Consider the following 25,079-nt stretch of genomic DNA (forward strand, 5'->3'; position numbering starts at 1 on the left):
GCAAAAAACCAGACAAAAAAAACGCCCCGACAAGTCGGGGCGTTTTCATGTGCGGCGAGAGCTTAGCGCGGGAACGCTGGCGGGTTCACACCGGCCATGTCTTCCATCACGCGAACCACTTGGCAGCTGTAACCGAACTCGTTGTCGTACCAGACGTACAGCACAACGCGGTTGTCGTTGCAGATGGTGGCTTCAGCATCGACCACACCGGCGTGGCGCGAGCCCACGAAGTCGGTGGACACCACTTCCTGCGAATTGACGAAGTCGATCTGCTTGTGCAGGTCGGAGTGCAGCGCCATGTAGCGCAGGTACTCGTTCATCTCTTCGCGGCTGGTGGCTTTCTCAAGGTTCAGGTTGAGAATGGCCATCGACACGTTTGGCGTCGGAACGCGGATCGCGTTGCCGGTCAGCTTGCCGGCCAGCTCAGGCAGGGCCTTGGCAGCGGCGGTGGCCGCACCGGTCTCGGTGATGACCATGTTCAGCGCGGCGCTGCGGCCACGGCGATCGCCCTTGTGGAAGTTGTCGATCAGGTTCTGGTCGTTGGTGTACGAGTGAACCGTCTCAACGTGACCGTTGACGATGCCGAACTTGTCGTTCACGGCCTTGAGCACCGGCACGATGGCGTTGGTGGTGCAGGAAGCGGCGGAAACGATCTTGTCGTCAGCGGTGATATCGCCATGGTTGATACCGTGGACGATGTTCTTCAGCTTGCCTTTGCCAGGCGCGGTCAGGACCACGCGGTCGATACCCGGGCAGGCCAGGTGCTGGCCCAAGCCGTCGGCGTCACGCCATACGCCAGTGTTGTCCACCAGCAGTGCGTCCTTGATGCCGTACTGGGTGTAGTCCACCTCGGTCGGGTTCTTCGCGTAGATCACCTGGATCAGGTTGCCGTTGGCGCAGATGGTGTTGTTTTCTTCGTCGATGGTAATGGTGCCATTGAACGAACCATGGACCGAATCACGGCGCAGCAGGCTGGCACGTTTGGTCAGGTCATTCTCGGCGCCCTTGCGCACCACGATGGCCCGCAGGCGCAGGCCGTCGCCGCCACCGGTCTTCTCGATCAGGATGCGCGCCAGCAGGCGGCCGATGCGACCGAAGCCGTACAGGACCACGTCGGTGCCTTTACGCGCCGAAGCGTTCTGCTGGCCAACCACGTCGGCCATTTCCTCGCGCACGAACTGCTCGGCAGTACGGCCGTTGGCCTGGGTCTTGAACTTGACGGCCAGCTTGCCCAGGTCCACCGAGGCGGCGCCGAGCTTGAGCTCGCTCATCGCCTTGAGCAGGGGGAAAGTTTCGTGGACGGACAATTCGCTGTCGTCGGACTGACGGTGGCGAGCAAAGCGGTGGGCTTTGAGAATCGCGATGACAGACTGGTTGATCAGGCTGCGGCCATAGATCGAGCTCACCACGTTGTTATTGCGGTAGAGCTGACCGATGAGAGGGATCATCGCTTCGGCGAGCGCTTCACGATCAATCCATTCACCAAGACACTGGTCGGGCTTCTGAGTCACGGGAACCTTCCACATGTAGGGGCTGAAAAAAGGGGCTACATTATGCCGCCGAGTCCACGGCGGAGCAATGCGCGCCTGTCGCACCATGGTTTTCCTGCCTGCCAGGCCAGTCTGCGACTGACAGCAGCCCCCTTCCCCCGCTACACTTGTCGACTTTGTCGCAACGCTGGAGCTCAATCTTCCGTGCCCGTTCTGCGTCTTCCGCATCTCCCTGCCGCGGCAGGTAAACAGCACTGGGGCAACCTGCCCGGTGCCGCCCTGAGCCTGGCCATCGCCGAGGCTGCCAGCGCTGCCAAGCGCTTTACCCTGCTGCTGACCGCCGACAGCCAAAGTGCCGAACGGCTGGAGCAGGCGCTGGGGTTCTTCGCGCCGGACTTGCCCGTGCTGCATTTCCCGGACTGGGAAACCCTGCCCTACGATCTTTTTTCGCCCCACCAGGACATCATTTCCCAGCGAATCGCCAGCCTCTATCGGCTGCCGGAGCTCAGTCATGGCGTTTTGGTAGTGCCAATCACCACGGCCCTACATCGCCTGGCACCGACCCAATTTCTGCTCGGCAGCAGCCTGGTGCTGGACATCGGCCAGAAGCTCGACGTCGAGCAGATGCGCACCCGCCTGGAGGCCAGCGGCTATCGCTGCGTCGACACGGTGTACGAGCACGGCGAGTTCGCGGTACGCGGCGCGCTGATCGACCTGTTCCCGATGGGCAGCAAGCTGCCGTATCGCATCGACCTGTTCGATGACGAAATCGAGACCCTGCGCACCTTCGACCCGGAAAACCAGCGTTCCATCGACAAGGTCCAGTCGATCCGCCTGTTGCCGGCCAAAGAGTTCCCGCTGCAGAAAGAGGCCGTGACGCGCTTCAAGGCGCGCTTTCGCGAACGCTTCGACGTGGACTTCCGGCGTTGCCCGATCTTCCAGGACCTGAGCAGTGGGATCACTCCCGCCGGCATCGAGTACTACCTGCCGCTGTTCTTCGAAGAAACCTCGACCCTGTTCGACTACCTGCCCCAGGACACCCAGGTGTTCTCCTTGCCCGGTATCGAACAGGCGGCGGAGAACTTCTGGAACGACGTGCGCAACCGCTACGAAGAGCGCCGCGTCGACCCTTCCCGGCCTCTATTGCCGCCGGCCGAACTGTTCCTGCCGGTCGAAGACTGTTTCGCCCGCCTCAAACACTGGCCACGCGTGGTGGCGAGCCAGCAGGACGTGGAAACCGGCGTTGGTCGTGAGCGCTTTCCGGCCAGGCCGTTGCCCGACCTGGCGATCGAAGCCAAGGCCTCGCAACCGCTGGCGGCGCTGGCGGGTTTTCTCGACGGTTTTCCTGGCCGCGTGCTGTTCACCGCCGAAACCGCGGGGCGCCGCGAAGTGCTGCTGGATCTGCTCGAACGCCTGAAGCTGCGGCCCAGGACGGTCGAAAGCTGGCCGGACTTCATCACCAGCAAGGATCGCCTGGCGATCACCATCGCGCCGCTGGATGAAGGCCTGGTACTCGACGACCCGGCGTTGGCCCTGGTGGCCGAGAGCCCACTGTTCGGCCAACGTGTCATGCAGCGTCGGCGCCGCGAGAAACGCGCCGACGCCGCCAACGACGCCGTCATCAAGAACCTCACCGAGTTGCGCGAAGGCGCCCCGGTGGTGCACATCGACCACGGCGTGGGCCGCTACCTGGGCCTGGCGACGCTGGAAATCGACGGCCAGGCCGCCGAATTTCTGACCCTCGAATACGCCGAAGGCGCCAAGCTCTACGTTCCCGTGGCGAACCTGCACCTGATCGCGCGCTACACCGGCAGCGACGATGCCCTCGCCCCCCTGCATCGCCTGGGCTCGGAAACCTGGCAGAAAGCCAAGCGCAAAGCCGCCGAACAGGTGCGCGACGTGGCCGCCGAATTGCTCGACATCTACGCCCGCCGCGCCGCCCGCGAAGGGTATGCATTCGCCGACCCGAAGGCCGACTACGAAACCTTCAGCGCCGGCTTCCCGTTCGAGGAAACCGTCGACCAGCAGACCACCATCGAAGCCGTGCGCGCCGACATGCTCGCACCCAAGCCGATGGACCGCCTGGTGTGTGGCGACGTGGGCTTCGGCAAGACCGAAGTGGCCATGCGCGCCGCGTTCATCGCTGTGCACGCCGGCAAGCAGGTAGCGATCCTGGTGCCCACCACCCTGCTCGCCCAACAGCATTACAACAGTTTCCGCGACCGTTTCGCCGACTGGCCGGTGACCGTGGAAGTGATGAGCCGCTTCAAGTCCGCCAAGGAAGTGAACGCCGCCGTCGCGGACCTGGCCGAAGGCAAGATCGACATCGTCATCGGCACGCACAAGCTGCTGCAGGACGATGTGAAGATCAAGAACCTCGGGCTGGTGATCATCGACGAAGAACACCGCTTCGGCGTGCGCCAGAAAGAACAGCTCAAGGCTTTGCGCAGCGAAGTCGACATCCTCACCCTGACCGCCACGCCGATCCCACGCACGCTCAATATGGCGGTGTCGGGCATGCGCGACCTGTCGATCATCGCCACGCCACCGGCCCGGCGCCTGTCGGTGCGTACGTTCGTCATGGAGCAGAACAAGAGCACGGTCAAGGAAGCCCTGCTGCGCGAGTTGCTGCGTGGCGGCCAGGTCTATTACCTGCACAACGACGTGAAGACCATCGAGAAATGCGCCGCCGACCTGGCCGAACTGGTGCCGGAAGCCCGCATCGGCATCGGCCACGGGCAGATGCGCGAACGCGAACTCGAACAGGTGATGAGCGACTTCTACCACAAGCGCTTCAACGTGCTGATCGCCTCGACCATCATCGAGACCGGCATCGACGTGCCGAGCGCCAACACCATCATCATCGAGCGGGCCGACAAGTTCGGCCTGGCCCAACTGCACCAACTGCGCGGCCGGGTCGGGCGTAGCCACCACCAGGCCTACGCCTACCTGTTGACACCGCCGCGCCAGCAGATCACTCCGGACGCGGAAAAGCGCCTGGAGGCCATCGCCAACACCCAGGACCTTGGGGCCGGGTTCGTGCTGGCCACCAACGACCTGGAAATCCGTGGCGCCGGCGAATTGCTGGGCGACGGCCAGAGCGGCCAGATCCAGGCCGTCGGCTTCACCCTGTACATGGAAATGCTCGAACGGGCGGTCAAGTCGATCCGCAAGGGCGAACAGCCGAACCTCGACCAACCGCTGGGCGGCGGGCCGGAAATCAACCTGCGGGTGCCGGCGCTGATCCCCGAAGACTACCTGCCGGACGTCCACGCGCGGCTGATCCTCTACAAACGCATCGCCTCGGCCAGCGACGAGGAAGGCCTCAAAGACTTGCAAGTGGAGATGATCGACCGCTTCGGCCTGCTGCCGGAACCGACCAAGCACCTGGTCCGCACCACGCTGCTCAAGCTCAAGGCCGAGCAACTGGGGATCAAGAAAGTCGATGGAGGCCCCAATGGCGGGCGCATTGAGTTCGAGGCCCAGACACCGGTCGACCCACTGGTGCTGATCAAGCTGATCCAGGGCCAGCCCAAGCGCTACAAGTTCGAAGGCGCCACGATGTTCAAGTTCATGGTGCCCATGGAACGCCCGGAAGAGCGTTTCAATACCGTAGAAGCGCTGTTCGAGCGCCTAACCCCGACCACTGCTTGAAGGACGCCACATGCGCCTGTTTCGCTCACTGACCTTGTTGATGACCCTGGTCGCTCCCCTGGCGTTTGCCGACGACCTGTATCAGGTTGAAATGATCCTGGTGCGGCAGAACGCGGAGCCGGCAATCATCAGCCGCGCCGCGCCGGAAGACTGGGACGCCGGCGCGCGACGCCTGGACGCCGATGCCCAACGCACACCGGCACTGGGCGCCATCGTGGAAAAACTCAACGCCAGCGGCCAATACACAGTATTGATGCACAAGGCCTGGCAGCAGAACGTCGGCGAACAGGGCAGCAAGATTGCCATCAGCGAGGGGACCGAACAGTTCGGGCAATTCCCCATCGAGGGCACCCTGGAACTGAAACTGGGCCGCTTCACCGACGTCGACGCCGACTTCTGGATCAACCAGATCGACGCCAATGGGCTGGTCACCGCCAGCGAACGCCTGAAACAGCAGAGTCACACCAAGAATGGCCAGCTGAACTTCCTCGACAATGGCCACCTTGGCCTGCTGATCAAGCTCACCTCGCTGACCGCGCCTGCACCCCGCCAGTCCCCTGACGTCATTCCGGACTGAGTGGCGCACCTATGCCCTCGCCCCTGAGCAAACCCCTGGCCCCTTCCTGGGTCAATCGATTCAAGGAACAGAGCCTGGAGCGTGGGCGCCGCTATGCGCTGGAAAACCGGGTCAGGATCGTCGAGGCCGGCGACAGCACCATCACCGCCAGTTGCGAAGGCTCTGGCAGTAGCGTCTACCGTCAGACCATTCGCCTCAAGGAGTCGGCCAAAGGCACGCTGATCCTGCTTGACGCCGCGTGCTCCTGCCCGGTGCGCATCAACTGCAAGCATTGCGCGGCGGTTCTTCTGCAAGTGCAGGAAACCCTGGCCTACCCGGCTGCCGAAAAAGACGCGCAGTTGCTGGAAAAACTCCAGTCGGTGCTGGACAACCGCAGCCCCAAGGCACCGCCCCAGGTGCTGGTGGACAACGTGCAACCACTGCCACGCCTGTGGCTGGCAAGCATCGAATTCAGCGCCTTCGAGCCGCGCAACGGTAAGATGCAACGCTACATCCAGCACCGTGCGGCGCTGTCCTTCAGCTACTTGGGCGAGTATGTCAGCGGCCAACGCAACAGCGACGTGCTGCTGCGCCAGGAAACCCAGACGCTGCGGATAAAGCGCCATACCGATGTGGAACAGTCCTACCGCGAACAACTGCGAATCCTCGGATTCAAGGTCGCGACCCGACAGAGCAAGGCGTTGCCGGAAAGCGCCGGCGAGCTGTATGAGATGGTCAACGACAGCGCCTGGTTGACCTTCACCCTCAATGACCTGCCCAAGCTTCGTGAGCAAGGCTGGGAGTTGCAGATCGACGAGGAATTCGGCTTCGACCTGACCGCCGTGGATGACTGGTATGCCACGGTGGAGGAAACGCCGGAGCGGGACTGGTTCGACCTCGAGCTGGGGATCATCGTCAACGGCGAACGCCTGAGCCTGCTGCCAATCCTGTTGAACCTGATGCGCTCGCACATCGAGCTGTTCAACCCGGAACGCCTGGCCAGGCGCCGCGACGACGAGCTTATCCTGGTCAACCTGCCCTCTCGCCCGAACGCCGAGTTCGGCCCGCAACAAGTGGCCCTGCCCTACGGTCGGCTGAAACCGGTACTGGCGACCCTGGGCGAGTTCTACCTGCAAGAGCCCGGCACCACCAAGCTGCGCTTGAACAGCGCGGACGCCTTGCGCCTGAACCCGCTGCAAGACATGCCGCTGAGTTGGGAAGGCGGCGAATACATTCGTGGCCTCGCCCAACGCCTGCGCGACATCAAGGACTACACCGCCGCCGCGCCCGAAGGCCTGAACGCGACGCTGCGGCCCTACCAGCTCGAAGGCCTGAGCTGGATGCAGTCGCTGCGCCAGCTGGAGGTCGGCGGCATCCTGGCGGATGACATGGGCCTGGGCAAAACCCTACAGACCCTGGCGCACATTCTCAGCGAAAAAAATGCCGGGCGCCTAGACCGGCCGTGCATGGTGGTGATGCCCACCAGCCTGATTCCCAACTGGCTCGACGAAGCGGCCCATTTCACGCCGCAGCTCAAGGTGCTGGCCCTGTATGGCGCCGGGCGCAAGAAACACTTCGAGCGACTGGCCGACTACGACCTGGTCCTCACCACCTATGCGCTGCTGCCCAAGGACGTCGAGCGCCTGGCTGCACAGCCGCTGCATGTGCTGATCCTCGATGAGGCCCAATACATCAAGAATCCCACCAGCAAGGCCGCCCAGGCCGCCCGTGAGCTCAATGCGCGGCAACGGCTGTGCCTGTCCGGCACACCGCTGGAAAACCACCTGGGTGAACTCTGGTCGCTGTTCCACTTCCTGTTGCCGGGCTGGCTCGGGGACGTCAAGAGCTTCAACCGCGATTACCGTACCCCCATTGAAAAGCGCGGCAGCGACGTCAGATTGCAGCACCTCAACGGTCGGATAAAACCTTTCCTGCTGCGCCGGACCAAGGAGCAAGTGGCGACCGAGTTGCCACCCAAGACCGAGATCATCCATTGGGTGGAACTCAGCGACGCCCAGCGGGACGTCTACGAAACCATGCGCCTGGCCATGGACAAGAAAGTGCGCGACGAAATCACCCGCAAAGGCGTCGCCCGCAGTCAGATCATCATCCTCGAAGCGTTGCTCAAGCTCCGCCAGGTGTGCTGCGATCTGCGCCTGATCAACGATGCCGCCCTCCCCACCCGAGGCAGCACTTCGGGCAAGCTCGACAGCCTGATGGGCATGCTGGAGGAACTGTTCGAAGAAGGCCGGCGGGTGCTGCTGTTTTCCCAGTTCACCTCGATGCTGGCGCTGATCGAAGATGAGCTGAAGAAACGCGGCGTCGACTACGCCATCCTGACCGGCCAGACCCGCGACCGACGCACCCCCGTCAAGGAATTCCAGAGCGGCAAGCGTCAGATTTTCCTGATCAGCCTGAAGGCCGGCGGCGTAGGCCTGAACCTGACCGAAGCCGACACGGTGATTCACTACGACCCATGGTGGAACCCGGCCACCGAAAACCAGGCGACCGACCGCGCTTACCGTATCGGCCAGGAAAAACCGGTGTTCGTCTACAAATTGATTGCCCGGGGCACGGTAGAAGAAAAGATTCAACTGCTGCAAAAGGAAAAATCCGACCTCGCCGCCGGCGTCCTGGATGGACGCGTGGCCGGCGACTGGAAGTTGCAGAGCGACGATATCGAAGCGTTGTTTGCGCCGTTGCCGGACAAGCTGGAAAAGCGCTGAGGCGGCGCAGTGTTGCGTTGACCTTGATGGCGCCTGCTCGCGAATACGGGAGGTCAGTCGCCACGGTACTGACTGACCTCAATCCTTGCGGGCAACCTGCCCCAGCCCAGCGCCCCTCAATCGATCAATTGCGCCGCTTTCAACGCCCCGACCGCGGTCAGCCAGCGAGGGTCCTGGCGGTACTCGGTGGAGGCAAAGGCGCGGCCGCGCATCCGGGCGATCCGCGCCGAGGGCGTGACCTTCAAGCGCTGGGCGGCACTCAAGGCCAGCTCGGCGGCCGCGCGATCGTTGCACACCAGGCCCATGTCGCAACCGGCCGTCAAGGCGGCTTCGATACGACTGGCGGCATCGCCCACCACATGGGCGCCGGCCATCGACAGGTCATCGCTGAAAATCACCCCGTCAAAACCCAGCTCGCCGCGTAGGATATCCTGCAGCCAGCGCCGGGAAAATCCGGCCGGGTTGGGATCGACCTGAGGATAGATCACATGGGCCGGCATGACCGCCGCCAGTTGCTGGCTGAGCCTGGCAAAGGGTACCAGATCGTTGGCGCGGATCTGTTCCAGGCTACGTTCGTCGTTGGGGATCGCCACATGGGAATCCGCCTCGGCCCAACCGTGCCCGGGGAAATGCTTGCCGGTGGCGGCCATTCCGGCGGCGCTCATGCCACGGATGAAGGCCCCGGCCAATAGGGCTGCGCGCTCGGGATCACCTTCGAAGGCGCGACTGCCGACGACCGCGCTGCGCTGGTAATCGAGGTCCAGCACCGGCGCGAAGCTCAGGTCCAGGCCAACCGCCAGCACCTCGGTCGCCATGATCCAGCCGCACTGCTCGGCCAGGTATTCGGCATTCGGGTTATCGGCGATGGCCCGCATCGCCGGCAAGCGTACGAAGCCCTGGCGCAGGCGCTGGACGCGGCCGCCTTCCTGATCCACCGCCAGCAGGAGGTCGGGCCGGATGGCACGGATCGACGCGCTCAACTCCCGCACCTGACGCGGGTGCTCGATGTTGCGGGCAAAAATGATCAGGCCACCCACTTCGGGCTGACGCAACAAGTGGCGATCTTCGGCCGTCAGCCAGGTACCGGCGACGTCCACCATCAACGAGCCTTGCAGGCCAGCAGTCATAGGATTTCCTTGATAAAGATGAACCCGCGCGGCAACACACACGCAACAACACTGCCAGGAGCCAGGCCCGGCAGGTCGCGGTGACGCAATGGAAGATAGGACGGATTCGAAACGAGAGTCGGCATGGGCGGCTAGCTTAGCGGATGTAGGCCGCTGCGCCCACCCATGCCCTTACGCCTTGGCGAGCGCCGGGGCGGATTTGCTGCGCGGGCGCAATTGCGCGGCCGCCATGGCTTCATCGGTCACGCCGGTTTCGGCGCGCATGCCGGCAGCCAAAAACGGCACCATCAGCCGCATCACCTGCTCAATCGAGGTGTTCACGCCGAAATCGGTTTCCGCGATGGCTCGCAGCGCCTTGATACCGGACATGCTGAACGCGGCGGCGCCGAGCATGAAGTGCACGCGCCAGAACAACTCGATCGGCGGGATACGCGGCGCCGCCTCATTGACCAGCAACATGTAACGGCGGAACACCTTGCCGTACATGTCTTCCAGGTAACGCCGCAAGTGCCCCTGGCTCTGGCTGAACGCCAGGCCCAACAGGCGCATGAAGATGGACAGGTCGTTGCCGCTGCGAGGTTGCACGACAAGGGCTTGCTCGACCAGGATTTCCAACAGCTCTTCCAGGGTCGGCTTGACCTCGGGCTTGGCCTGGCGACGCTCCAGCTCGCGGTCGAGGCTCAGGCAGAACGGCCCGAGGAAGCGCGAGAACACGGCCTGGATCAAGGCCTTTTTCGAACCGAAGTGATAGTTCACCGCCGCCAGGTTGACCCCGGCCTTGCTGGTGATCAGGCGCAACGAGGTTTCGGCGAAACCTTTTTCCGCGAACAACTGCTCGGCAGCATCGAGGATGCGTTCAACGGTTTCCGACTGGGCCATGACTACTCCGCCTGACAAACACTTGTTTGAAACATACGTTTCAGCCTGTGGGTTGTCAAGTCTGCCGGGGCGTTTTGCGAACGCCCGGTCAGCTATTTAACCACACCTTTGAACGGGCTGTAGCCATGGCGCGGGCGACCGTCCAGCGCCTGGTGAAAAAAGGAGGATTGCCAAGCGTCGCCCACTGTATATAATCCCAGCCACTGTATAAAAAGACAGAGCGATCAATATGCTAAAGCTGACGCCACGCCAAGCAGAGATTCTGGCCTTCATCAAACGTTGCCTCGAAGACAACGGCTACCCGCCGACCCGTGCGGAAATCGCCCAGGAACTGGGGTTCAAGTCGCCCAATGCGGCTGAAGAACACCTCAAGGCGCTGGCCCGCAAGGGTGCAATCGAAATGACCCCGGGGGCCTCCCGCGGCATTCGTATCCCGGGCTTCGAAGCCAAGGCCGACGACACTACCCTGCCGATCATTGGTCGCGTGGCCGCCGGTGCTCCCATCCTCGCCGAGCAACACGTCGAGGAATCCTGCAACATCAATCCTTCGTTCTTCCACCCGCGAGCTGATTACCTGCTTCGGGTACACGGCATGAGCATGAAGGACATCGGCATCTTCGACGGCGACCTGCTGGCCGTTCATACCACTCGCGAAGCCCGTAATGGCCAGATCGTGGTGGCGCGCATCGGCGACGAGGTGACCGTCAAGCGCTTCAAGCGCGACGGCAGCAAGGTCTGGTTGATTGCCGAGAACCCCGAGTTCGCGCCTATCGAAGTAAACCTGAAAGATCAGGACCTGGTCATCGAAGGCTTGAGCGTCGGCGTGATCCGCCGCTAAAGGAGGCTTTATGCAATTCCCTCACACCCCACAACACACACAACTGCCGCTGTTCGAGGCATTCATGGCCCAACCGCTGGTTCCAGTCCTGAAAGAGGTCATCGAATCGCCCTGGGGCGTCGAACCCGAGGCTTTCAGCGAACTGTCGTTACGGGGTGCAGCCGGGAATTGCCTGAACCTGCTCGCGCCGATCCTGCGAGAGTTGAGCCAGGACCAGGATGCTCGCTGGTTGACGCTGATCGCCCCACCGGCCAGCGTCACCCAAGCCTGGTTGCGCGATGCCGGCCTGAATCGCGAACGGATCCTGCTGCTTCAACCACGCGGGACCCAAAGCGCGCAACAATTGACCTGCGAAGCGTTGCGCCTGGGCCGTAGCCATACCGTCGTCAGCTGGATCAATCCGTTGACCGCGACCGCGCGGCAACAATTGATCAGCGCCGCTCGCACCGGGGACGCACAAAGCTTGAATATTCGATTGGGCTAAGGCAAGCGCAGGGCTTCTCCAGAACAGAGAAGCCGGTCAGTACAGTGCTTCTAAAAAGCCGACGGACGGGATCAATGAAGAACCCGAGGGCCCTCTTCCTTGTTGAGGTCGCCTTCAACCAGGCGCCCCGCCATCTGGACACCCACGCTCAGCATCGCCTTGGCGACCTCGACGTGCTGGCCCTGAAGGAATGCCTTGGCGTCTTCGGAGAAGTTCAGCGTCACCAGGGAACCCTCATCCTCGGCCCTGCGCAGCTCGATGCGGCCATCAGGAAGTTCGACAATTTCTAGAAAGGACGTAGGCATAAAAGTCTGTTCTCCACGAAAGGCGAGGATTATATAGTCATCGGAACCGCTTCGCTCGGGATCTTGACCAAGCGTTGTCAGCGAATGTCTTGGGCCGAGCCGTAACTCAGCACTCATTCAGCCCTTCGCGAAAGCGTAGTGCCAGGCTCTTGAGGTTCTGCCGCCAGCTTTCCAGCTCCTCCCGGCTCAACACCTGCTCAGGCTCTTCTTCGTCCAGGTTGACCGCCACGATCAACGGCTGGGTCACGTCCCCCTTGGGCTTGCGAGGGGCCCGTGGCGGCTGGAAGAGCGCCGCATGGGCAGCCAACAGTTTAGCCAGCCAGGTTTCCGGGTTGTGGGCCAGCTCGACCATTTCGGCCAATTCCGGGATGGCGAGGGTTTCCAGCACTTCGCGGGTCAGCAGTTGTTCGGCCCGGGACGCATTCGCTTGCGGCAGGCGATAGAACCCCGCAATTTCATGGCACAACCCCAATAGAGCACCGTAAAGGTGGAACAGCACGGACTCACGCCCCGCCTGCAGCAGCGCCGGGGAATTCATCGCACGCCCATCCTCGGCCCTGGCGAGCGCTTCGAGCGACAGGCCGGCGAAATAAATCTTTTGATTGGTGCGGGTATAGAGTTCGTGGGCCATGGCGGCACCTCTCCAACAAAATAAAAGCGTCACGCAAGGGCGACAGTGTCGTGGATCGACCGAAGGCCCGCAAGCCAAAAACAGGAAGGCCGCATGAAAACCCCGGGGTTGTCATGCGGCCTTCCTGTTCACTGGGGCTTACGAGGGGGTTCTCACCCGACAAGCAGCCGCCCTATCGGTCAGCGCTTGTCTTCAACGGTCCACTTGCCACCGTCGTAGAACGCCTTCCAGCCGGTTGGCTTGCCATCGACCTCGGTCTGCACGTACTGCTCCTTGGTCTTGCGGCTGTAGCGGATGACCGCCGGACGACCCTCCGGGTCCTTCTGCGGGGCTTCGCAGAGGAAATGGTACTTCGGATCGATCTCGTCCTTGTGCGGCACGATCTCCATCACCAGTGGCGCACGGGTCTCGCGGTTTTTCGGGAACTGGCTGGCCGCCAGGAACAGACCGGAAGCACCATCACGCAGGATGTAGGTGTCGTTGACCTTCTCGCACTGGAGTTCGGGCATCTTCACCGGGTCCATCTTCGGTGGCGCCGCATCGCCGCTCTTGAGCAGTTTGCGGGTGTTCTTGCAGGTTGGGTTGGTGCAACCGAAGAACTTGCCGAAACGACCGGTCTTGAGCTGCATCTCGCTGCCGCACTTGTCGCATTCCAAGCTAGGGCCTTCGTAGCCCTTGATGCGATAGGAGCCCTCTTCGATCTCGTAGCCGGCACAGTCCGGGTTGTTGCCGCAGATGTGCAACTTGCGCTTTTCATCCAGCAGGTAGGCGTCCATCGCCGTGCTGCAGATCGGGCAGCGATGCTTGCCACGCAACACCAGGGATTCGGACTCACCCTCGTCGTCCGCAGCGATTTCATCGCCAGGCACCAGGTTGACGGTCGCCTTGCAGCGCTCCTTGGGTGGCAGGCTGTAGCCCGAGCAACCGAGGAACACGCCGGTGGACGCTGTGCGGATCTGCATCGGACGACCGCAGGTCAGGCATGGAATGTCGGTCATGACCGGCTGGTTCGCCCGCATGCCACTTTCCGGGCTTTCGGCCACTTCGAGTTTTTTCTTGAAGTCGCCGTAGAACTCGTCGAGCACGTTCTTCCAGTCGCGCTCGCCCTGGGCCACGTCGTCGAGGTTCTCTTCCATGCCAGCGGTGAAGCCGTAGTCCATCAGGTTCGAGAAGCTCTCGGACAGGCGCTCGGTAACAATGTCACCCATCTTTTCCGAATAGAACCGACGGTTGTGCAGCGCCACATAGCCACGATCCTGGATGGTGGAAATGATCGCCGCATAGGTCGAAGGACGACCGATACCACGTTTTTCCATTTCCTTGACCAGGCTGGCTTCCGAATAGCGAGCCGGCGGCTTGGTGAAATGCTGGGTCGGATCAAGCTTGATCAGCTTCATCACGTCGCCCTGGGCCATGTCCGGCAGGACGTCGTCATCCCCAGGCTTGGTGATTTGCGGCATGACGCGGGTGTAGCCGTCGAACTTGAGGATGCGGCCCTTGGCGCGCAGCTCGAAATCGCCAGCACCCACGCTGACCGTCGTCGACAGGTATTGCGCCGGCAGCATCTGGCAGGCCAGGAACTGGCGCCAGATCAGCTCGTAGAGACGCTCGGCATCGCGCTCCATGCCAGACAGCTTGCTTGGCTCGGTATTGGCGTCGGACGGACGAATCGCTTCGTGAGCCTCTTGTGCGCCTTCCTTGCTGCTGTAGACGTTGGGCGTGTCCGGCAGGTATTTCTTGCCGAACTCGCTTTCTATATAAGTGCGCGCCATCGCCACGGCATCGGCCGAGAGGTTGGTCGAGTCGGTACGCATATAGGTGATGTAGCCGGCTTCGTACAGACGCTGGGCCATCATCATGGTTTTCTTCACGCCAAAGCCCAGGCGGTTGCTCGCGGCCTGTTGCAGCGTGGAGGTAATGAACGGCGCCGACGGCTTGCTGCTGGTCGGCTTGTCCTCGCGCTTGACGATGCTGTAGCTGGATGCCTTGAGCTTCTCCAGCGCGGCCATGGCCTGGGCTTCATTGAGCGGCTTGAAGGCCTCGCCCTTCTCGCGGGCCACTTCGAAGCGCACGGTAGCGCCCTTGGCGGTGCCGAGGTCGGCGTGGACTTCCCAGTATTCCTCGGGGATGAACGCACGGATTTCCCGCTCGCGCTCCACCACCAGCTTGACCGCCACGGACTGTACGCGTCCGGCCGACAGGCCGCGGGCGATCTTGGCCCACAGCAGCGGCGAGACCATGTAGCCCACTACACGATCGAGAAAGCGCCGTGCCTGCTGGGCGTTGACCCGGTGGATATCCAGCTCGCCCGGCTGGGAGAAGGCTTCCTGGATCGCCTTCTTGGTGATTTCGTTGAACACCACGCGCTTGTAGCGGCTGTCATCCCCACCGATGGCTTCGCGCAGGTGCCAGGCAATGGCTTCCCCTTCGCGGTCCAAGTCCGTCGCGAGATAGATGGTGTCGGCGTCTTTGGCGAGCCGACGCAGTTCTTCGATGACCTTTTCCTTGCCTGGGAGGATCTCGTACTTGGCTTTCCAGCCGTGTTCCGGATCAACCCCCATGCGCGAGACCAGCTGCTTGCGCGCCTTGTCTTTCGGCGACAGCGCCGGCGCTTCACCGGCAGCCGCCTTGCCGCGCTTGGCGGCTGGCTCCTTGCTGGCGCTAGCCGAACCGCTGGTGGGCAGGTCTCGGATATGGCCGATACTCGACTTCACCACGTATTGGTTGCCCAGATACTTGTTGATGGTCTTGGCCTTAGCCGGGGATTCCACAATGACCAGCGATTTGCCCATGGATCAGAAAATTCCTGAATGCTAAAAAGTGAAAGGCGGTTGGCGCCTGACGCGGCACCGCTATATATAGTGGCTGCAAGGTGAGGTCAAGCGCAGGGTTGCCCGCAGGTTGGCCTCAACGCTTGGGAAAAATGCTTTCCTCGGCCTGCACCAAAGCAAAGCGTGGCACCTGTTCGCCGTCAACCTCGACGGACTCCTGGAACATGCTCAAGGGACGCACCCAGAAGCCGTAATCGCCATACAGGGCTTGATAGAAGACCACTTCTTCCTCGGTCTCGGAATGCCGCGCAATACTGAATACGCGGTACTGCGGACCCTTGTAATGTTGGTAGAGCCCAGGTTGTATCGGCATGCTTTGGCCCTCACTGAATTCTTTTCAAAATAAAAACAAAATTTCTTTCTACTAAACCCGGAAAAACAAAAACCGGGGCACTTGGCCCCGGCTTCCATCGACGCAACGCTTAGACGCGTTCGAAGACAGTGGCGATGCCCTGGCCGAGACCAATGCACATGGTGGACACGCCAAACGTGCCGCCGTTCTGTTTCATCACGTTGAGCAACGTGCCGGAGATACGCGCACCGGAGCAACCGAATGGGTGGCCCAGGGCGATCGCGCCGCCGTGCAGGTTAACCTTCTCGTTCATCTTGTCGAGCACTTTCAGATCTTTCAGCACCGGCAGGGCCTGTGCGGCGAACGCTTCGTTGAGCTCGAAGAAGTCGATATCGGAGATGCTCAGGCCGGCACGCTTCAAGGCTTTCTGCGTGGCCGGTACCGGACCATAACCCATGATCGCCGGATCCACACCCGCCACGGCCATGGAGCGAATTACCGCCATCGGCTGGATGCCCAGGTCTTGGGCACGCTGGGCCGACATCACGATCATGCACGAGGCACCGTCGGTGATCTGCGACGACGTACCGGCAGTCACGGTGCCACCCTTCGGGTTGAACGCCGGCTTGAGGGTCGCCAGGCTTTCCAGGGTGGTTTCCGGACGAATGGTTTCGTCGTAGTCGAACAGCTTCAGGAAGCCGTTCTCGTCATAGCCCTGCATCGGGATGATTTCGTCCTTGAACTTGCCTTCCACGGTCGCCTTGTGGGCGAGCTGGTGGGAGCGCACGCCGAAGGCGTCCTGCTGCTCACGGGTAATGCCGTGCATCTTGCCGAGCATTTCCGCGGTCAGGCCCATCATGCCCGAGGCTTTCGCCGCGTACAGCGACATGTGCGGGTTCGGATCGACGCCGTGCATCATGCTCACGTGGCCCATGTGCTCGACACCGCCGACGACGAACACGTCGCCGTTGCCGGTCATGATCGCCTGGGCGGCGGTGTGCAGCGCGCTCATGGACGAACCGCACAGGCGGCTGACCGTCTGGCCGGCTGCCGTGTGAGGAATCTGGGTCATCAGCGACGCCATGCGGGCGATGTTCCAGCCCTGCTCCAGGGTCTGGTTCACGCAGCCCCAGATCACGTCCTCGACTTCATTGGGGTCGACCTTGACGTTGCGTTCCAGCAGTTTGCTGATCAGGTGCGCCGACATGTCTTCGGCGCGGGTGTTGCGGTGCATGCCGCCCTTGGAGCGGCCCATCGGCGTACGACCGAAGTCGACAATCACGACGTCTCTAGGATTCAAGCTCATAAATGTTCTCTCGCTCTAGTCGTTGGGCGCTTAACCGAAGAAGCTCTGGCCGTTCTTGGCCATTTCACGCAGCTTCGCGGTCGGGTGGTACAGCGCGCCCAGATCAGCGTACTGGTCAGCCAGGGCAACGAACTCGGCCACACCGATCGAATCGATGTAGCGCAGCGCACCGCCACGGAATGGAGGGAAGCCGATACCGTAGACCAGGCCCATGTCGGCTTCGGCAGCCGTTTCGACGATGCCGTCTTCCAGGCAACGCACGGTTTCCAGGCACAGCGGGATCATCATCCAGTTGATGATGTCCTCGTCAGTGACCTCGCGCTGCTCGTAGACGATCGGCTTGAGCACTTCCAGCACCGACGGATCGGCGACTTTCTTCTGCTTGCCGCGCTTGTCGGTCTCGTAGGCATAGAAGCCCTTGCCGTTCTTCTGGCCCAGGCGCTTGGCTTCATAAAGCACGTCGACAGCCGAACGACGGTCGTCTTTCATGCGGTCCGGGAAGCCTTCGGCCATGACGTCGCGACCGTGGTGGCCAGTGTCGATGCCGACCACATCCATCAGGTACGCCGGGCCCATCGGCCAGCCGAATTTTTCCATGATCTTGTCGATGCGCACGAAGTCCACGCCCGCGCTGACCAGCTTGGCGAAACCGCCAAAGTACGGGAACAGCACGCGGTTGACCAGGAAGCCCGGGCAATCGTTGACGACGATCGGGTTCTTGCCCATTTTCTTGGCGTAGGCCACGGTGGTGGCAATCGCCTGCTCGCTGGACTTCTCGCCACGGATCACTTCCACCAGCGGCATCATGTGCACCGGGTTGAAGAAGTGCATGCCGACGAAGTTTTCCGGGCGCTTGAGGGCCTTGGCCAGCAGCGAAATGGAGATGGTCGAGGTGTTCGACGCGAGGATGGTGTCCTCTTTGACCTTGTCTTCGACTTCAGCCAGTACCGCCTGCTTGACCTTCGGGTTTTCCACGACCGCCTCGACCACCAGGTCGACATGGCCGAAATCGCCGTAGGACAGGGTCGGACGAATGCCGTTGAGCACTTCGGCCATCTTCGCAGCGGTCATGCGACCTTTATCGACGCGACCCACCAGCAGCTTGGCGGCTTCGGCCAGGCCCTGCTCGATCCCGTGCTCGTTGATGTCCTTCATCAGGATCGGCGTGCCCTTGGACGCCGACTGGTAGGCGATACCACCACCCATGATGCCGGCACCGAGTACGGCTGCCTGCTTCACGTCACGGGCGATCTCGTCGTAGGCCTTGGCCTTTTTCTTCAGTTCCTGATCATTGAGGAACAGGCCGATCAGGCTCTGTGCAGCCGAGGTCTTGGCCAGTTTGACGAAGCCGGCGGCTTCGACTTCCAGGGCCTTGTCGCGACCGAAGTTCGCGGCTTTCTGGATGGTCTTGATCGCTTCGACCGGGGCTGGGTAGTTCGGGCCAGCCTGGCCGGCAACGAAGCCCTTGGCGGTTTCGAAGGCCATCATCTGCTCGATGGCGTTGAGCTTGAGTTTTTCCAGCTTCGGCTGGCGCTTGGCCTTGTAGTCGAACTCGCCGCTGATGGAGCGCTTGATCGTCTCAAGGGCCGCAGCCTGGAGCTTGCCAGGTTCAACCACGGCGTCCACGGCGCCGACTTTCAGCGCGTCTTCGGCACGGTTTTCCTTGCCGGCGGCAATCCACTCGATGGCGTTGTCGGCACCGATCAGGCGCGGCAGGCGCACGGTCCCGCCGAAGCCTGGGTAGATGCCCAGCTTGACTTCCGGCAGGCCGATCTTGGCGGTGGTGGACATGACGCGGTAGTCCGCCGCCAGGCACATTTCGAGGCCGCCACCCAGGGCGATGCCGTTGATGGCCACGACGGTCGGTACGTTGAGGTCTTCGAAATCGCTGAAAATGCGGTTGGCTTCGAGGTTGCCAGCGATCAGCTCGGCATCGGGCAGCTTGAAGTTGTCGACGAATTCGGTGATGTCGGCGCCGACGATGAACACGTCCTTGCCGCTGCTGACGATCACACCCTTGATCGAAGCATCTGCCTTGATAGTGTCCACGGCCTGACGCAGTTCATTCAGGGTAAGACGGTTGAACTTGTTGACGGACTCACCCTTGAGATCGAACTTCAGTTCGACGATGCCACTTTCAAGAGCCTTAACCGTGATGGCTTTACCTTCGTAAATCATCAACTGATCTCCACGATATGGAAGCTGAACAGTACACGTTGAACGCTGACCGCTGGTTGGGCATTGACGTTACCGTCGATGCTACGCCAATCCGCCAGGCACACCCGTCAACGCGATAGTCGGGTTCTGTAGGAACGTTCTGAAAATACAAACGCTCAATTCATACGCCCGTTTGATTTGGGTACGTCACCTTCACGGAATTTCCGACAATTGTCAATCGCCCTAAACAGAGGGCGCGAACACGACTTTACGGTCATTTTCGTACCGTACGGATCCGCAACACCCGGCCGCATGAGCAGCCATTCATAAGATCAATTATTAGAAAAGTCGCCCTAATCCCGGGCAAAGCCGGCACAACCGACTACGCTGTCGCAAACACGTTGCAATTGTTCGAGCAAGGGCGTTACGAACGAACGCCCGGAAATGACATTTGATTACCGGCCTGCCTGGCCAACCCGCCCGATGAGTCTGTCGGGCTTTTTTACGACTCAGGCCAGGGCCTTGAGCACCTCGGCAATATGCTGCAAAACACTGGTTTCGCCCTTTTCGCCCCAATACAAGGCGATCATTTGCCGATCAGCCTCGACCTTGTAGACGTTGGCCGGCAACTTTTCGAAATGCACAAGCAACGCCTCATCCTGGCAAACCTCTCGCCACTGGTTGACCCACACGCCGGGCGCGGACTGCCAGTAACTCCAGCTGTCCGGCTGCTTGCCGCGCCGCGGCCGATGGTACTGGGCACAAGGGTTTGGCGGCTGCTGGCCGAGCCAGTGAGGCCATTCCTGCGGCGCCAGTTGCATGGCCAGGCCAAGGCGCCGTGCCTCCATGCGCAGGGCCATCCGACCACTCTGAACACGGGAGGGCCGCAACCATGCCAGAGGACTTAACACCACCAACAGGATTGACACCACTATCCAGACCGTCATATTCGTACTCCCGAATTTTGAGGAGCCATTGACTGCGTCGCCGTCAATGCGCTTGAAACCAGCCATACTTACCGTATCGCAATTCTCTGGAGTGCCTTCCATGTACTACGAACACGTTCTGGTCGCCGTCGACCTCACTGAAGAATGCGATCCCGTCGTCAAGCGCGCCCTCGCCCTTTGCGAAGGCCGGGAGACCAAGCTGTCGCTGGTGCACATCGTCGAGCCGATGGCCATGGCCTTTGGCGGCGACGTTCCCATGGACCTGTCCCAATTGCAGCAACAGCAATTCGACCAGGCCAAGGAGCGCCTTGACCGGCTGATCGTGAAGTACCCGGCGCTGAAAAAGGAATTCAGTCACTTGACCTACGGCCAACCGCGCCAGGAAATCCATCACCTGGCCAAGGAACAGGGTTGCGACCTGATCGTCGTCGGCAGCCATGGCCGCCACGGCCTGGCACTTCTGCTGGGCTCCACCGCCAACGACGTGCTGCATGGCGCACCGTGCGATGTGCTGGCGGTGCACCTGATCAAGCGCAGCTGATTCACCAAGGAACTCAGCTCAATGACCGTGGCGAGGGAGCTTGCTCCCGCTGGGCTGCGTAGCAGCCCCCTGGCGGTGAGTGCCTCGCCCTCAGGCGGCAGCAAATCCCCTCGCCACGGTCATTGAGCGTGCGGGCTCAAGCGTCCAGCTCGGCCCAACGCTCGACCAATGCATCCAGCTCGGCCTGCAGTTGCTCCAGGTGCGCAATCACTTTGGCGGTTTCAGCAGCAGGTCGCTGGTAGAACCCGGTGTCGGCCATCTCGGCTTCCACCGCTGCGATCTGCTGCTCCTTCGCATCGATATCACCGGGCAAGGCTTCCAGCTCACGCTGCAGCTTGTAGCTGAGTTTCTTCTTCACCGGGGCCGGAGCGGCGGCAGCGGGCACCGGGGCCGGCTCGGCCTTGACCACGGCCGAGTTCAGGTCGGCCTTGCCGGACTTGCTCTCGGTCACGCCCAGAAGACGCGGCGAACCGCCCTGGCGCAGCCAGTCCTGGTAACCGCCAACGTATTCGCGAACCCGGCCTTCGCCTTCGAACACCAGGGTGCTGGTGACCACGTTGTCGAGGAATGCCCGGTCGTGACTGACCATCAGCACCGTGCCATTGAAGGTCAGCAGCACTTCTTCCAGCAGTTCCAGGGTTTCCACGTCCAGGTCGTTGGTCGGCTCGTCGAGCACCAGCAGGTTCGCCGGCTTGCTGAACAGCTTGGCCAGCAGCAAGCGCGCGCGCTCGCCACCCGACAGCGCCTTGACTGGCGTGCGGGCCCGCTGCGGGCTGAACAGGAAATCGCCCAGATAGCTCAATACATGGCGGCTCTGGCCATCGATCTCGATGAAATCGCGGCCTTCGGCCACGTTGTCGATCACGGTTTTTTCCAGATCCAACTGATGGCGCAACTGGTCGAAGTAGGCCACGTCGATCTTCGTGCCCTCTTCCACCTTGCCACTGCTCGGGACCAGGCCACCGAGCATCAGCTTGAGCAGAGTGGTCTTGCCGGTGCCGTTGGCACCCAGCAGGCCGATGCGGTCGCCACGCTGCAGGACCATGGAAAAATCCTTGACCAGGAATGGCCCGCCGGGATGGGCGAAGCTGACGTTCTCCAGCACCATGACCTGTTTGCCGGATTTTTCGGCCGTTTCCAGTTGGATATTGGCCTTGCCGGTGCGCTCACGGCGTTCGCTGCGCTCGACGCGCAGCGCCTTGAGGGCACGTACCCGGCCTTCGTTACGGGTACGACGAGCCTTGATACCCTGGCGGATCCAGACTTCTTCCTGGGCCAGGCGCTTGTCGAACAGGGCGTTGGCGGTCTCTTCCGCCGCCAGCACGGCTTCCTTGTGCACCAGGAAGCTGGCGTAGTCGCCGTTCCAGTCGATCAGGCCGCCACGGTCCAGCTCAAGGATGCGGGTGGCCAGGTTTTGCAGAAAGGAACGGTCGTGGGTGATGAACAGCACCGCACCCTGGAAGTCCTTCAAGGCTTCTTCAAGCCAGGCAATCGCACCGATGTCCAGGTGGTTGGTCGGTTCGTCGAGCAGCAGCAGGTCCGGCTCGGACACCAGGGCCTGGGCCAGCAAAACGCGACGACGCCAGCCGCCGGACAATTCGGCGAGGGTCTTGTCGGCCGGCAGTTGCAGGCGGCTCAGGGTGCTGTCGACCAGTTGCTGCAGACGCCAGCCATCACGGGCTTCGAGGTCCTGCTGGACGTGCATCAGCTTGTCCAGGTCCGCGTCGGTGACGATGTTCTGGCTCAGGTGGTGATATTCGGCCAGCAGCGCGCCGACACCGTCGAGGCCCTCGGCAACCACGTCGAACACGGTCCGCTCGTCGGCTACCGGCAGTTCCTGAGGCAGTTCGCCGATTTTCAGGCCTGGCGCACGCCAGACCGAGCCGTCATCGGGCTTCTGATCGCCCTTGACCAGCTTCATCATGCTGGACTTGCCAGTGCCATTGCGGCCGATGATGCACACCCGCTCACCACGGGCGATCTGCCAGGACACCTTGTCCAACAACGGCATCGCGCCGAAAGCAAGGGACACATCGCTGAATTTGAGCAGGGTCATGAGCTTCTCCAAAAACCGGGCGCGCATTCTACCTGAGAAGCGCCCGGCCAGGGCCGCCAATTTCGTCGCCAATGCGCCCTTTAGCGGTTATGCCGCACAAATGTTGCGAACTGATACCAACGGCCCCGCAAAGCTTTCGCCGGTTGCTGGCAAAAGGCTAAGCTACAGACAGTTACCCCAGGTTCCCCCTGGGCTTGTCATGTTTTTTCTGCCCGGATGTCTCATGCGCAGTCGCCTTTTCAGTGTTCTATCGTGTCTATTTGTCTGTGCCACTGCCGTTCAATCCGCCCAGGCCGTGGATATTTCTACCCAGCGCCAGTATTACGATGAGGCCAAGCGGGCCTTGGCCAAGGGCGATTCGGGCCCCTACTTGCGCTACAGCCAGGCCCTGCGTGACTATCCGCTGGAACCGTACCTGGCCTACGACGAACTGACCGCTCGCCTCAAGAGCGCCAGCAACGCCGAGATCGAGAAATTCCTCGCCGAACACGGCGACCTGCCCCAGGCCAACTGGATGAAATTGCGCTGGTTGCGCTGGCTGGCTGATCGCGGCGACTGGGACACGTTCGTCAAATACTACGACCCCAAGCTCAACTTCACCGAACTGGACTGCCTCAACGCGCAGTACCAGCTCAGCCATGGCTTGAAGGCCGAAGGCTACGCCAATACCGAAAAACTCTGGCTCACCGGCAAATCCCAGCCCGACGCCTGCGACACCCTGTTCGGCATGTGGGCAGCCCAGGGCCAGTTGACCGAACAGAAGCGCTGGGAGCGCGCCAAACTCGCCGCCCAGGCGCGTAATTACCCATTGGCCAACAGCCTGGTCAATGCCATGACCACCCTCGCCCCCCGTGGCAAGCTGCTGGTGGATGTGGCGCAGAAACCCGAATTGCTCAACCAGCCGTCGCGCTTCCTGCCGGCCGACGAACCGATGTCCGATATCGTCAGCCTGGGCCTGCGTCGCCTGGCACGCCAGGACCCTGACAAAGCCATGGCCCTGCTGGACGGCTATGCCAGCACCATGCGTTTTTCCCGGGATGAGAAAGTCGCGATCGCCCGGGAAATCGGCCTGACCCTGGCCAAGCGTTTCGACAGTCGCGCCCTGGCCGTGATGACCCAGTACGACCCGGAGCTACGGGACGACACCGTTTCCGAATGGCGCCTGCGCCTGCTGTTGCGCCTGGCTCGCTGGGACGACGCCTACCAATTGACCCGCCGCCTGCCCGAGTCGCTGGCCAGCACCAACCGCTGGCGCTACTGGCAGGCCCGCACCCTCGAACTGGCCCAACCCCAGAACCCCGAGGCACTGACGCTCTACAAGCACCTGGCCCGCGAGCGCGATTTCTACGGTTTCCTGGCCGCTGACCGCTCCCAGTCGCCCTACTCGCTCGTCAACAAGCCACTGGTGATGAGCCAGGCGCTGATCAACAAAGTACGCAACACCCCTGGCGTGCGCCGTGCACTGGAATTCCACGCCCGCGGCGACATCGTCGATGGACGCCGCGAGTGGTACCACGTCAGCCGGCATTTCAATCGGGACGAAATGGTCGCCCAGGCCAAACTGGCCTACGACCTGAAGTGGTATTTCCCGGCCATCCGTACCATCAGCCAGGCCAAGTACTGGGACGACCTGGACATCCGCTTCCCGATGGCCCACCGCGACACGCTGGTGCGCGAAGCCAAGGTCCGCGGCCTGCATTCAAGCTGGGTGTTCGCGATCACCCGCCAGGAAAGTGCCTTCATGGACGACGCCCGCTCCGGCGTCGGTGCTGCCGGCCTGATGCAACTGATGCCCGGCACGGCCAAGGAAACCGCACGCAAGTTCAGCATTCCGCTGGCCTCGCCGCAGCAAGTGCTGAATCCGGACAAGAACATCCAGCTTGGCGCGGCTTACCTGAGCCAGGTCCACAGCCAGTTCAACGGCAACCGCGTCCTGGCATCGGCGGCCTACAACGCCGGCCCAGGCCGCGTGCGCCAGTGGCTGCGCGGCGCCGACCACCTGAGCTTCGACGTCTGGGTCGAAAGCATCCCCTTCGACGAAACACGCCAATACGTGCAGAACGTCTTGTCGTACTCGGTGATCTACGGCCAGAAACTCAACTCACCGCAGCCGTTGGTGGACTGGCATGAGCGGTATTTTGATGATCAGTGATTATTAGCGGAAGCTGTTGCTGAGAAGAAAAAATGCCCGCATCGAAAGATGCGGGCATTTCTTTTTGCTCGCTTGCTGGACCCTGTGGGAGCGGGCTTGCCCGCGAA

18 protein-coding genes are annotated in these 25,079 nt (G+C 61.9%); 7 read left to right on the forward strand and 11 right to left on the reverse strand.

Annotated features, from left to right (window positions below; translation table 11 throughout):
• Positions 1–62 precede the first annotated feature (62 nt).
• Positions 63–1,526, reverse strand: coding sequence for a glyceraldehyde-3-phosphate dehydrogenase (locus VM99_17130; GenBank protein ID AKJ99708.1), 1,464 nt, complete (start codon positions 1,524–1,526; stop codon positions 63–65).
• Between the two features lie 168 nt (positions 1,527–1,694).
• Between VM99_17130 and VM99_17135 the strand changes: the two genes are divergently transcribed.
• From VM99_17135 to VM99_17145, 3 genes are read left to right on the forward strand one after another with little or no spacing between them, the layout of a single operon-like run.
• The gene (locus VM99_17135) at positions 1,695–5,144 is read left to right on the forward strand and encodes a transcription-repair coupling factor (GenBank protein ID AKJ99709.1); all 3,450 of its coding nucleotides are present in this window, start codon (positions 1,695–1,697) and stop codon (positions 5,142–5,144) included.
• A 10-nt stretch (positions 5,145–5,154) separates the two neighbouring features.
• Positions 5,155–5,721 (forward strand): hypothetical protein, encoded by a 567-nt coding sequence (locus VM99_17140; GenBank protein ID AKJ99710.1) that lies wholly within the window; start codon positions 5,155–5,157, stop codon positions 5,719–5,721.
• Between the two features lie 11 nt (positions 5,722–5,732).
• A complete protein-coding gene (locus VM99_17145) occupies positions 5,733–8,426 on the forward strand; it encodes a helicase (protein AKJ99711.1) in 2,694 nt (897 codons plus the stop codon).
• 116 nt (positions 8,427–8,542) lie between these two features.
• On the opposite strand, the gene VM99_17150 is transcribed toward VM99_17145, so the two are convergent.
• Together VM99_17150 and VM99_17155 are read right to left on the reverse strand one after the other, a co-directional pair.
• Positions 8,543–9,553 carry a beta-hexosaminidase gene (locus VM99_17150; protein ID AKJ99712.1) on the reverse strand — a complete coding sequence of 337 codons (1,011 nt, stop codon included), beginning with the start codon at positions 9,551–9,553 and terminating at the stop codon, positions 8,543–8,545.
• Positions 9,554–9,724: 171 nt separating this feature from the next.
• Positions 9,725–10,432: a TetR family transcriptional regulator gene (locus VM99_17155; GenBank protein ID AKJ99713.1), complete on the reverse strand. Its 708-nt coding sequence runs from the start codon at positions 10,430–10,432 to the stop codon at positions 9,725–9,727.
• A 229-nt stretch (positions 10,433–10,661) separates the two neighbouring features.
• Between VM99_17155 and VM99_17160 the strand changes: the two genes are divergently transcribed.
• Together VM99_17160 and VM99_17165 are read left to right on the forward strand one after the other, a co-directional pair.
• Positions 10,662–11,270 (forward strand): LexA family transcriptional regulator, encoded by a 609-nt coding sequence (locus tag VM99_17160; protein ID AKJ99714.1) that lies wholly within the window; start codon positions 10,662–10,664, stop codon positions 11,268–11,270.
• Between the two features lie 10 nt (positions 11,271–11,280).
• Positions 11,281–11,754, forward strand: coding sequence for a CDP-glycerol--UDP-pyrophosphoryl-N-acetylglucosaminyl-N-acetylmannosamine glycerophosphotransferase (locus VM99_17165; GenBank protein ID AKJ99715.1), 474 nt, complete (start codon positions 11,281–11,283; stop codon positions 11,752–11,754).
• Positions 11,755–11,825: 71 nt separating this feature from the next.
• Here VM99_17165 and VM99_17170 read toward each other — a convergent pair whose 3' ends face one another.
• The 7 genes from VM99_17170 to VM99_17200 form a co-directional block, all read right to left on the reverse strand.
• Entirely contained in the window at positions 11,826–12,059 is a 234-nt protein-coding gene (locus VM99_17170; GenBank protein ID AKK01784.1) for a hypothetical protein, read from the reverse strand.
• Between the two features lie 106 nt (positions 12,060–12,165).
• Positions 12,166–12,690 (reverse strand): PasA protein, encoded by a 525-nt coding sequence (locus tag VM99_17175; GenBank protein AKJ99716.1) that lies wholly within the window; start codon positions 12,688–12,690, stop codon positions 12,166–12,168.
• Positions 12,691–12,869: 179 nt separating this feature from the next.
• Entirely contained in the window at positions 12,870–15,482 is a 2,613-nt protein-coding gene (locus VM99_17180; GenBank protein AKJ99717.1) for a DNA topoisomerase I, read from the reverse strand.
• Between the two features lie 115 nt (positions 15,483–15,597).
• The gene (locus VM99_17185) at positions 15,598–15,834 is read right to left on the reverse strand and encodes a TonB box-like protein (GenBank protein ID AKJ99718.1); all 237 of its coding nucleotides are present in this window, start codon (positions 15,832–15,834) and stop codon (positions 15,598–15,600) included.
• Positions 15,835–15,943: 109 nt separating this feature from the next.
• Positions 15,944–17,119: a 3-ketoacyl-CoA thiolase gene (fadA, locus tag VM99_17190; protein ID AKJ99719.1), complete on the reverse strand. Its 1,176-nt coding sequence runs from the start codon at positions 17,117–17,119 to the stop codon at positions 15,944–15,946.
• A gap of 30 nt (positions 17,120–17,149) precedes the next feature.
• Positions 17,150–19,297, reverse strand: a complete 2,148-nt coding sequence (gene fadB / locus VM99_17195) for a multifunctional fatty acid oxidation complex subunit alpha (GenBank protein ID AKJ99720.1) — start codon at positions 19,295–19,297, stop codon at positions 17,150–17,152.
• A gap of 488 nt (positions 19,298–19,785) precedes the next feature.
• Positions 19,786–20,223 (reverse strand): hypothetical protein, encoded by a 438-nt coding sequence (locus tag VM99_17200; protein ID AKJ99721.1) that lies wholly within the window; start codon positions 20,221–20,223, stop codon positions 19,786–19,788.
• 100 nt (positions 20,224–20,323) lie between these two features.
• Here VM99_17200 and VM99_17205 point away from each other — a divergent pair, with 100 nt between their 5' ends.
• Positions 20,324–20,764 carry a universal stress protein UspA gene (locus VM99_17205; protein ID AKJ99722.1) on the forward strand — a complete coding sequence of 147 codons (441 nt, stop codon included), beginning with the start codon at positions 20,324–20,326 and terminating at the stop codon, positions 20,762–20,764.
• 136 nt (positions 20,765–20,900) lie between these two features.
• Here VM99_17205 and VM99_17210 read toward each other — a convergent pair whose 3' ends face one another.
• Entirely contained in the window at positions 20,901–22,820 is a 1,920-nt protein-coding gene (locus VM99_17210; GenBank protein ID AKJ99723.1) for an ABC transporter ATPase, read from the reverse strand.
• 223 nt (positions 22,821–23,043) lie between these two features.
• Between VM99_17210 and VM99_17215 the strand changes: the two genes are divergently transcribed.
• Positions 23,044–24,972 carry a lytic transglycosylase gene (locus tag VM99_17215; GenBank protein ID AKJ99724.1) on the forward strand — a complete coding sequence of 643 codons (1,929 nt, stop codon included), beginning with the start codon at positions 23,044–23,046 and terminating at the stop codon, positions 24,970–24,972.
• The last annotated feature ends 107 nt before the right edge of the window (positions 24,973–25,079 follow it).

It is taken from the genome of Pseudomonas chlororaphis, from assembly GCA_001023535.1.
Taxonomy (GTDB): domain Bacteria; phylum Pseudomonadota; class Gammaproteobacteria; order Pseudomonadales; family Pseudomonadaceae; genus Aquipseudomonas; species Aquipseudomonas chlororaphis_E.